The following is a 968-nucleotide window of genomic DNA, read 5'->3' on the forward strand; positions in this document are numbered from 1 at the left end:
ATCTTCTCGAGCTGGATGCCGCTGCCGGCGATCTGCGCCTCGGCCTGGGCCCAGTAGCGGCTGTCGGCAAACAGGGCGGCCTGGTCGCGCGTGACGACAAGGCTGCCGACCGAGCCGGTGAAGCCCGACAGCCATTCGCGGCCCTGCCAGCGGTCGGGCAGGTATTCGGACAGGTGCGGATCACTGGACGGCACGAGCACGGCATGCACGCCGTGGGCGTTGAGGGCATCGCGCAGGCGCTCGATGCGCAGGCGGGTTTCGTGGGTGCGGGTGTCCATGGCGTCAGGACCTCGGTGATGGTCCCGCGCCGGGTGGGCTCGGGACCGTGAAAAGGGTGCCTGGGATTGTAGAAGCCGGGTGCACCATGCCGGTGGGCACGGTGCCTGCCGTCAGCGGGTGAAGAACTTCCAATGCCCTGCCGACACGACTTCCGCGGCGCCGTCCACCACCTTGATGGCGCTCTCGTCGTCGAGGGCGTAGGCCGGGCAGCCGATGCCGGCCGCCCACACCTCGGCGGCGGCCATCGAGTTGCTCGGCCAGCCGGGGTAGTCCAGATGGGGAAAGATCGCGAAATCGACCAAGCCCAGCGCCCTGTCATCGCCCGTGATGGACGGCCTGGTTTCGACGAAGGCCTCGCCGACGCGCGGCGTCATGACCATGCTCCCTGCGCTCAAGCCCACCCACACCATGTCCGGCAGCGACTGCAGCAGGTCGGCCAGCCCCGACTGGCGCATCCAGTGGCACAGGTACAGCGCGTCGCCGCCGTTCACCAGCAGCACGTCCGCCTGCCGCACCCAGCCTTGCCAGCGCGCCCTGTCGATGCTCGGCAGCGCAGTGAGTTCCAGCACCCCGACCGACTTCCAACCCAGCTCGCACATCGGCGTGGACGGCTCCTGGCCGCTGATGAAACGCCAAGTGTTGTCAGGGCTGCCGTGCGGATGCCCGTACAGCGCCGTGGGGATGCACAG

At 69.0% G+C, this 968-nt stretch carries 2 protein-coding genes; both read right to left on the reverse strand.

The annotated features are described in order from the left end of the window. On the reverse strand, positions 1–278 hold a 278-nt coding region (locus AC1DU6_RS32920), incomplete at its 3' end, for an aminopeptidase P family N-terminal domain-containing protein (protein ID WP_477862490.1). 111 nt (positions 279–389) lie between these two features. Beyond that, the coding region (locus AC1DU6_RS32925; protein WP_477862491.1) for a Type 1 glutamine amidotransferase-like domain-containing protein at positions 390–968 on the reverse strand (579 nt) is incomplete at its 5' end.

Source organism: Roseateles sp. P5_B10, assembly GCF_056400485.1.